7 protein-coding genes and 1 pseudogene are annotated in these 8,708 nt (G+C 44.7%); 4 read left to right on the top strand and 4 right to left on the bottom strand.

Translation table 11 applies throughout. The features are described from left to right. Positions 1-560: 560 nt before the first annotated feature. Together CH376_RS05265 and CH376_RS05260 are read right to left on the bottom strand one after the other, a co-directional pair. Entirely contained in the window at positions 561-1,550 is a 990-nt protein-coding gene (locus tag CH376_RS05265) for a S1C family serine protease (RefSeq protein WP_100785576.1), read from the bottom strand. 255 nt (positions 1,551-1,805) lie between these two features. Beyond that, positions 1,806-2,225 (bottom strand): Rrf2 family transcriptional regulator, encoded by a 420-nt coding sequence (locus CH376_RS05260; protein ID WP_100785575.1) that lies wholly within the window; start codon positions 2,223-2,225, stop codon positions 1,806-1,808. A gap of 109 nt (positions 2,226-2,334) precedes the next feature. On the opposite strand from CH376_RS05260, the pseudogene CH376_RS05255 reads away from it, so the two are divergent. Further along, positions 2,335-3,682 (top strand): annotated as a pseudogene (locus CH376_RS05255) (adenylate/guanylate cyclase domain-containing protein). Here CH376_RS05255 and CH376_RS05250 read toward each other — a convergent pair. Continuing rightward, a complete protein-coding gene (locus CH376_RS05250) occupies positions 3,591-3,896 on the bottom strand; it encodes a putative quinol monooxygenase (RefSeq protein WP_100785653.1) in 306 nt (101 codons plus the stop codon). The pseudogene CH376_RS05255 and the gene CH376_RS05250 sit on opposite strands and share 92 nt — an antisense overlap. 83 nt (positions 3,897-3,979) lie before the next feature. Here CH376_RS05250 and CH376_RS05245 point away from each other — a divergent pair, with 83 nt between their 5' ends. Both CH376_RS05245 and CH376_RS05240 read left to right on the top strand, forming a co-directional pair. Continuing rightward, the gene (locus CH376_RS05245; protein ID WP_100785573.1) at positions 3,980-4,891 is read left to right on the top strand and encodes an NAD(P)H-dependent flavin oxidoreductase; all 912 of its coding nucleotides are present in this window, start codon (positions 3,980-3,982) and stop codon (positions 4,889-4,891) included. Between the two features lie 71 nt (positions 4,892-4,962). Then, a complete protein-coding gene (locus tag CH376_RS05240; protein WP_100785572.1) occupies positions 4,963-6,822 on the top strand; it encodes a hypothetical protein in 1,860 nt (619 codons plus the stop codon). Positions 6,823-7,338: 516 nt separating this feature from the next. Here CH376_RS05240 and CH376_RS05235 read toward each other — a convergent pair. Next, positions 7,339-7,608, bottom strand: coding sequence for a DUF1145 domain-containing protein (locus CH376_RS05235; protein ID WP_100785571.1), 270 nt, complete (start codon positions 7,606-7,608; stop codon positions 7,339-7,341). 106 nt (positions 7,609-7,714) lie between these two features. Between CH376_RS05235 and CH376_RS05230 the strand changes: the two genes are divergently transcribed. After that, positions 7,715-8,674, top strand: a complete 960-nt coding sequence (locus CH376_RS05230) for an amidohydrolase family protein (protein WP_100785570.1) — start codon at positions 7,715-7,717, stop codon at positions 8,672-8,674. Positions 8,675-8,708 lie beyond the last annotated feature (34 nt).

Below are 8,708 nucleotides of genomic sequence, written 5' to 3'. Positions count from 1 at the left end.
AGAGTCCGAAGCGAAGGAGTTCCTACAAAAATCATTATTTTAGGGTCTGTCCTATAGTTTGGAATGTGGGAACTCCGATCAGAACTGGAATCCGTATGAGAATCTCGAAAGAGAAGGATTCGCATTTTAGAAAATTATAATCTGCTTGTGTGAGTTCCCACGAATTACGTCTCATGGATCATTTTGCGAGATCGCAAATCGACCTTTTTTCAAAAAAAGTGTGAGTTCCTACATCTTTCAGATTTTTGGGAAGGACTCATTTCCGCCGAACGAATGTGATCTGTGGGAACTCCTGCTTCCCGCGGTTTCTCTTCGATTTTACGAGGTCATTTTGTTCCATAAAATGTAGGAACCCCTTCTTTTAAAAAAAACTTCCTCTTTGCCGGGGATTTTGCGGGATCTCCTCGCGCCATCTTGCGAATTTTAAAAAAGGAAAACGTTTGTCGGAAAAACTCAAGGGAGGAAGAACGCGCCTTCTGCAAAACCGATTTTACGGAAAGATACATTGGAGTTCCCACAAAAAACTCCTCCAAAGAATTTTTCCGGATTCCGGTTAATCGTCAGATTTCCCCGCTTCGAATCGAAAACGTCCTCAGAGAACCTTCTCTCAAAACGCGGATCGGAAGATCTTTTTGGATCGTGGATTCGTCCAGGGTTCTGTGCATGTCGTCGATGGAACGGATTACCTGATCGTTTAAGGAAAGAATCATATCACCTTTTCTTAATAGACTTGAGGCGGCCGGGGAAGAATTTTCTACTTCGATCACGAGAACTCCTGAAGTTTGATCGAGTTTATTGAAAATTTTCAGACGATTCGGAATGCTCTGGTTTTGTCCCGCGATTCCCAGATAACCCCTTTTTACAAATCCGTTTTTCATCAGGCGGGTGATGACGTATTCCGCGGTGCCGGAGCCGACCGCGAAACAAATTCCCTGCGCCGATGGAATGATCGCGGTGTTGATTCCTATCAATTCTCCTTTCGAGTTCACGAGAGGTCCTCCCGAGTTTCCGGGGTTCAGAGCGGCGTCGGTTTGGATCACGTCTTCGATCAATCTTCCCGAACGGGAACGAAGGCTTCTTCCTAAAGCGCTTACGACGCCCGCAGTGACGGTCGATTCGTAACCGAGCGGGTTTCCGATAGCGATAGCGAGTTGTCCGACTTTAACCGAAGTCGGTTTTGAAAAGTGCAGATACGGAAACGGATCGCTTGTGACTTTTAAGACGGCGATGTCTGTCATCGGATCTTCTCCGATCTTCATCGCTTTGTGACTTCTTCCGTCCGGAAATTCAGCGTTGATCTCGGATGCGTTTTCGACAACGTGTTGATTGGTGACTATAAAACCGTCTGGAGAAATTAAGAATCCGGAACCGGCTCCACCTCCTCGATTACCGTTCACTTTGAGATGAACGACCGCCGGACTCACTGTATCGACCGCGTTCGTCACCGCTTTGGAATACGCATCCATCGGATCCTCTTCTCTTTCCGAAGTAGAAATTTTAGGGACGCCGGGAAAGGAATCTTTCGAATCGGATTGAACCCATTGAATCATAAAAAACCTCCGAATTCTATTTAGACCCGAAAGAATCTATTTGTATTCAAAAAAGTTACAAAATATAAAGAATCGGTTTCATTTTTTAGCGGGAAGAATTCAGTAAGAAAAGAAGTATCTTTTGAATCTCTCCGACGCGGTTTTGAACTGAGAATTTTCCAAAGACTTCTTCTCTGAAAACGTAAGTCCAATCGGAAGTTTATGTAAATAATTTCAGGTTCGTCTTTTTAAACGGACTTCGTTTAACAAAATCGATTACTTCTTGGAAAAGGAAAGAATTTCCTTTGTGATCGAATCCAGATTTGTGGAACCCAATTCGTCCTCCAAGACCCGTTCCGCCTTTTCATAAACTTTGGTCAGAATCGGCTGAATCGAATGGCCGCAGATACATTTTTTATTAGGAGTTTTCGAGTGCATCTGAAAGATCTTCTCGTCGATCGCTTCGTAAATCTCCTTGAGGCTGATCTCCGAGGAAGGTTTTGCGAGGATATAACCGCCGTTCGGACCCATCTGATTCCGGACGATTCCCTGACTTTTGAGAAGGGAAAGAATTTTGCGGATTACTACGGGATTTGTGTTCACACTCTCGGCTAGTTCTTCCGAAGTCCTGGTCTTTCCTTCGCTCAAAGAAAGTAGAGAAAGAATGTGAATCGCGACTGTAAACCGGCTAGTCATATCTGTAAAGCGTCTGGTTACAGAATATAGAAATCAAAATCCCTGTCAAGTCCAAAGCTCGGGAAGAAAAGATCTTGCACGTTATTCTTTTCGAAAGAAGAATACGACGATGTTTCAGAGTTATATCCTTCGATTCCTGGATCCGAGTTTGGAAAAAGAATTCAGATCCTTTCTTCGGGACCATATCGCCTCGTTCGTTCGGATCGGCGCGGTTTCGGCCGTTATGGGATACGGTGCGATCTTTCTCCTTTTTTACGATGTCCTTCTGATTCGGGATAGGATGGTTCTTTGGATCCTGTTCGGAAGTTCCCTCTTCGGATCGGTCTTGATTCTTTCCACTTTCAAAAGATTTAGAAATACGATGGTCGCGGTCTCGATGTTCAGCAACACCCTCGGAGGATTTACCGCGGTTTACGTCGGCTACGCTTTTATCAGAGACCAGCACGCGATTCTTCTTACGATCCTGATCATCATCGCTTACTACGCGTTTTTGGTTTTAAGAATTCGGACTTTCCCCGCGTTTCTCGTAACTTCCTCGTATTTGGCGGCGTATCAGTTCAATCTTTTTCGAGACGTAAGCCTCACGAGTCAGGAAAAAACGGTTTATAGTTTTCTAATATGGTTTTCCGAATTTTTCGCGGTCATCGCGGGTTATACTCTTGAGTTGACGACGCGAAAATTGTTTCTGCAAGCCAAGACGATCGAAACACAAACCAAGGACCTGGAGAATGAAAAAGAAAAATCGGATCTTCTACTTAGGAACATTCTTCCGGATGCGATCGCAAATCGGCTCAAGAACGAAAATTCTCAGATCTCGGAATATTTTTCGGAATGTTCGATTCTTTTCGCGGACATCGTGGGCTTTACTCTTTTGGCCGCGCGTAAAACTCCGGACGAACTCGCGGGACTTCTGGATCGTTTTTTTTCGAGGATCGACGAACTCGCGGAAGACAGAGGCGTGGAAAAGATCAAAACTATCGGCGACGCATATATGGCGGCTGCGGGAATCCCCATCGCCTGCGAAGACCACGTGGAAAGAATCGGGAATCTCGCCTTGGATATATTAAAAGAAGTGAATACGAATGAGGAACTCATCCGGGAAAAACTCAATATCAGAATCGGAATCCATTCCGGTCCGGTCGTCGCCGGCGTGATCGGTAGAAAAAAATTCATCTATGATCTATGGGGAGATTCGGTCAATCTCGCTTCGAGAATGGAATCGCACGGACTTCCCGGAAAGATCCACGTAACGGAAGAATATTTTTTGGCGGCTTCCTCCATCTTTCAATTGGAAAAAAGGGGGGAAGTGGATATCAAAGGCAAAGGAACGGTTTCGACTTACTTTCTCGCGGGATAAAACGTGCGTTAGGCGGGAAGATCGATATGGATCGGTAGGTATTGAATCGAAGTGCTTCCTTGGCTCAGCCATTCCGGAACCGCTCTTCTCCAGGAAATAAACTGAGGGGTTTCGAGATGGGCCTTTCTCGCCGCCTCGCTTTTATAAACTTCCATAAATAAGAATTTACCGGGATCGCCGTCCGCTTGGAGGACGTCGAGTCTCAAAACTCCGTCTTCCGTTTCCAGGGATTCTTTCGCCATCTCTTGGCTGACTTTTTTAAAGTCTTCGATCTTTTCTTCGAAAATTTTATAAGAGGACGCAATCACGATCATACGATCAGAATTTCGGATCGGTTTCATTTTGGGAAGAAAAATCCTCCTTGCTTAAAACAACTGTTATCTAAAGAATCCTCAAAATGAAATTGAATACTCGAATTACGGAAATGCTCGGAATCGATCTCCCGATTATCGGAGCTCCTATGTTTTTAGTCTCGTATCCCGATTTGGTCGTCGCGGTTTCGGAAGCGGGCGGGATCGGATGTTTTCCTTCTCTCAATTATCGTTCTCCGGAGCAACTCAAGGACGCTCTCCAAGAGATTCGTTCCAAGACAAAAAAACCGATCGGCGTAAATTTGATTCTTCACAAAGCCCATAACCCGAATTGGTCCAAACAATTGGAGGTGGTTCTCGACGCAAAGGTCGAACTTTTGATCACAAGTTTGGGAAGTCCTCGAACGGTCGTGAGCGAGGCAAAAAGCGTAGGATCCAAAGTGTTTTGTGACGTGACTACCCTGAGGCACGCAAATATTGTCGCAAAAGCGGGAGCGGACGCTCTGATCGCCGTTGCACAAGGAGCGGGAGGACACGCGGGAAACATTTCACCGTTCAGTCTTTATCCGTACTTAAAAAAAGAAACGGGACTTCCGATCATCGCCGCGGGCGCGATTTCGAGCGGAGCCCAGATGGTCGCGTCACTCGCGTTGGGAGCCGAAGCGGTTTACGTGGGCACAAGATTGATCGCGACTCCGGAAGCGAAGGCGTCCGAAGGTTACAAACAGATGTTGATCGAATCCGGTCCGGAAGAAATCGTATATACGGAAAAAATTTCGGGGATCCCCGCGAACTGGTTAAAAAAATCCGTGGAGAAGGCGGGCGATCTTTCTCACAGCGGAGAGTCTCAGAATCTGGATCAGGAATACAAACGTTGGCGGGACATTTGGTCTGCGGGACACGGAGTGGCGCAGATCGAAGAGTTGATTCCCGCAAAAGAAGTGGTTTTGGGTATGGCAAAAGAATATCTTGATATTCTAAATCGTTTGCCTCGTTAAAAATCGAAATCCCGTCCTGATCGTTTTACCGTAAGAGTGTTTGAATTTATTTTCAGGACGGGCATTGGCAGATGGATTTGAAGAATAAGATATCGGAATCCCTACTCAAAAATCGGTTTTTCTTTCCGATCCTTTCCGGTCTTGCGACCCTTATCGTTTTTAAAATCGTTTTGGGATTTTTTCCCGAGGAACTCTACGTAGATCGGGACGACGGAATTATCACCTTGAGTCACGCGAAGAATTGGATCGATTTCGGTTTTATCGGAGTCAACCCCAGCGGAGAACTGATCGAAGGTTATTCTTCTCCTCTTGAATTTTTAATCTTTGCATTCGTCTATAAGATTACCGGGATTCACTATTCCATTTTTTTTATACTGCAATGGTGGTCGACGACGTTTCTCCTAGGCGTCGTTGTCTACGAACTATTGAAAGGAGTCCGTGAAACTTCCGATCGGGAGAATTTCGGCTTCACTTTTTTGACGGTTTTGCTTCTTTCTGCGTCGTTTACGTTTCTTGCGTGGCACGCTTCCGGAATGGAGAATCCCTGGATGCATCTGCTCTACACAGCTTATCTTTTGATTCTTTATCGGATCGCAAACGGAAAAGAGGTTTCTTTGATCGGTGCATCCTTGCTTCTTTTTGCGGGAACCTTGGTAAGAATCGAAAGTGTCTTTCATCTTTTTTTTATCAGCGTGGTCTTTCTTTTTATCTCGTTTCGAAATCGGATTTCTTGGAAAAAAACTCTTCCGGTTTGGATCGCGGGCGGGCTTTGGCTCGTTTTTTTTGGAATTCGATTTTTATATTTCGGAAAGATTTTTCCGAACACTTCCACGGCTCAGGAGCTTTCTCTCGGAGAAAACTTTCTCAATCTGATTCGGTTGAGTCCGGCCTTATCTAAAAATTGGGAGATTTTTAAATTCGGTTTTAAACAAAACTTGGTATTGCTCGTTCCGGCTTCTTTATTTCTTCTTTTTTTTAGAAAGATAAACGATCGGGAACGATCGTTTGTGATTCTTGCAGTCTCTCTTGTTTTGCCCGGACTTTTACATCCGTTCATTTTCGGCAACTACAGACTCGATCCGGCTCGGCCGATGACTTGGCTCGCGGTGTTGGGGGCGGTTATGTTTGTGGTAAGAGCCGGCGCGATCACTGAAAAAAAGAAATACCTAATTCTTCCTTTGGTTGTTCTCGCCGGTTTTTTAGCTTATAAGAATTACAAACATAAGTCCTATGATCTATGTTGCAGTTCTCGGATCTTCGAAGAGAGAAGAACTCAGATCTCCGAAATCGCGAAGGGGGAGGGGATCGTAAGACCTCTCGTGGCGATCGCCGACTTGGGAGCTCTGAGCTTTTATAAGGAATTTAATATATTCGATCTCGGATATCTCGGGAATCGTTATCTCGCGGCGAATAAAAAAAATCCGGATCGTGTTGTTTCCTACATCGATATAAATCGGCCGGATATTTTAGAAATTCATTTTCCTTGGAGTTGTGAATATTCTAAATTCTTGAATCGTCCCGAGTTTTCGAAGGATTATAAATTGGTCGTCGCAAACTCGGAGAAAACTCCGATTTCGGTTTGTCCCGACGGAGGAAGAATTTTTGCGGGAATTTATTTGAATCGAAGTATGGAGAAAAATTCCGACTCGATCGATCGCGAAATATATTCCATTTTTGTAAAGGATTCTTCTTTGAAAAATTTAAAGTCCCAGATTGCGCTTTGTAATTCCAAAAAAGAGCGTTGTCTTCCTTTGGTTCGAAACATTTACCGTTTTTTAAACGAGTGGAAAGTGAATCTGAAATCCTCGGATTGGACCGAAGTCTCGAGCGAAATTCGCAGTCCTGAAGTAAGAAATTACGTTCGAATTATCTGGAACAGGGATTCTCCGAGCGAAACGATCGTGGACGGTTTGATTTCGTCCTTAAAATGAGATTTCGATCGTCTCTAAAAAATGATTTTCACGGGAAGAAATTTATTTCCTATTTTTGTTTAGGGTCAGCCTTTTAGATCTCCTTTTGGGGCACGTCTATTTGATTGAATTCGAATCGGACTTAAAGTTCGTGTAAGGTTTTCTTTACGAGAACACCTTCTCGGAAAAAAGAAACGTTTCAATCGACCGGGCCGAACTCGGGTTCTTTCTTGTTTAACGCGAGAGAGTAAACGAATGGAAACGGTATATTCAAAAAGTTTAAATATCTTTCTATGATCCCGAAATGCGCGGAATTTTAGAATATTCTAATGAGGTGCGGGAGCTCCTACGAATTACGTCTCTTCGGACTTTTAGCCGGATTGCGGACGATTCTGTGAAATTCAAAGTCCGTAAGATTTCCTACACCTTTGCTTTCAGAGCGGACGAAAAATAGAATACGGATCAAAGACCGAAAGAGAATCTTTGCAATTCTTCTCCTCAAAATGGAGCGAGAAAAATTGCACGATGAGGACGCGGTCAGGCTTGTTTGTTACGAAGAGGCATCATGTGAAAGACGCCGAAGACTAAGATCTGAAGCGCGTCGGCAACCGGGTTGGAGGACTTGTGTTTGAAAGTAAACCAGAAGTAGGCGATCTCTAACAGGTGTACTGCGAAAGTTCCGATTCCAACGGCGCGGATGAGAAAGTCCAAAGGATCGCCGAAAAGAAGCGCTCCCGAAAGACTGGCTCCCACTAAGATCCAAAAAAAAACGGTTCCTATCTTCAAGGCTTGAAAAATTGGATTCATAATTCCCCCACAAAAAATTTCCGTTATTGAAACCCTTCCCGGACCTCAGTCAAGGAAAAAAGAGACAATCGATTGACTTGGACAAAAGGCGAAAGAAAATCTTTGTATGCTTCCTTGTTGTCATCATATCCTTTCCTCGGATTCGCATTCGATCCTTCCTTCTCCTTTTCCTTGGAAACATCCCGAACATCGCCCTCCGCTACGAGACGAAACTTCTCCTTCTCACCTTCCTCTTCTGAAAAAGTACGGACTTCCGTTCGTCATCGACATTCACACGCATTTTTTTCCGGAATACGTGATGAAACGGATTTGGAAATGGTTCGACGGAGTTAATTGGGAGATCGCTTACAGGGAACCGGAGGCGCAACGTCTCGAATCCTTGGCTAAGAATCGGGTTCGTTTTTTTACGACCTTAAATTACGCTCATAAGGAAAGAATGGCGGAAGGTCTCAATCGTTGGGTCTTTGAGAATCATTCGAAAACGAAGGGCGCGATTCTTTTTGGAACTTTTTTTCCGGAACCCGGTTGTCTTGAATATACGAAACGCGCCGTGGAAGAATACGGCTTCCGCGGTTTCAAACTTCACTGCGAAGTGGGAAGGCTGGATTTGACCCGCCCGGAACTTTCGGATACTTTTTCTTATTTGGAAAGAATGAAAATCCCGCTCGTGATTCATTCGGGCGACGCTCCTCTTCCGGGACCTTATACGAACATTCGCTATTTTCGGTCGTTCATTCAACGTTATCCGGAATTGAAAGTGATCGTCGCGCACATGGGTGCGAGCGAGGTCTGGGAATACGTCGAGTTGATGTCGCTTTATCCCGAACTCAGAATGGATACTACGATGGTCTTTGTGGATTTTCTCGCGACGGGAGAACAAACCGATCCTTATCTCGCGATCCTCGAACGATTTCCGGATCGGATTCATTTCGGTTCCGATTTTCCGAGCATTCCTTACGCGCTCAGTCATCCGATTTCGAATCTTCTCAATTCTTCCCTTTCCGACGAAGTAAAACGGAAGGTATTTTTGAAAAACAGCGCGGACCTTTTCGATATCGAAATCTAAAACCGAAGTTCGTTCTTTCTTTTTTCCGGCGGGA

The organism is Leptospira adleri (genome assembly GCF_002811985.1).
Taxonomy (GTDB): domain Bacteria; phylum Spirochaetota; class Leptospiria; order Leptospirales; family Leptospiraceae; genus Leptospira; species Leptospira adleri.
This window is presented reverse-complemented; position numbering and strand designations above follow the sequence as displayed.

Excerpts from the sequence above, each read along its gene's own strand:
- CH376_RS05265 (WP_100785576.1), bottom strand. The coding sequence starts at position 1,550 with ATGATTCAATGGGTTCAATCCGATTCGAAAGATTCCTTTCCCGGCGTC.
- CH376_RS05235 (WP_100785571.1), bottom strand. The coding sequence starts at position 7,608 with ATGAATCCAATTTTTCAAGCCTTGAAGATAGGAACCGTTTTTTTTTGG.
- CH376_RS05230 (WP_100785570.1), top strand. The coding sequence starts at position 7,715 with ATGCTTCCTTGTTGTCATCATATCCTTTCCTCGGATTCGCATTCGATC.
- CH376_RS05250 (WP_100785653.1), bottom strand. The coding sequence starts at position 3,896 with ATGATCGTGATTGCGTCCTCTTATAAAATTTTCGAAGAAAAGATCGAA.
- CH376_RS05240 (WP_100785572.1), top strand. The coding sequence starts at position 4,963 with ATGGATTTGAAGAATAAGATATCGGAATCCCTACTCAAAAATCGGTTT.
- CH376_RS05245 (WP_100785573.1), top strand. The coding sequence starts at position 3,980 with ATGAAATTGAATACTCGAATTACGGAAATGCTCGGAATCGATCTCCCG.
- CH376_RS05260 (WP_100785575.1), bottom strand. The coding sequence starts at position 2,225 with ATGACTAGCCGGTTTACAGTCGCGATTCACATTCTTTCTCTACTTTCT.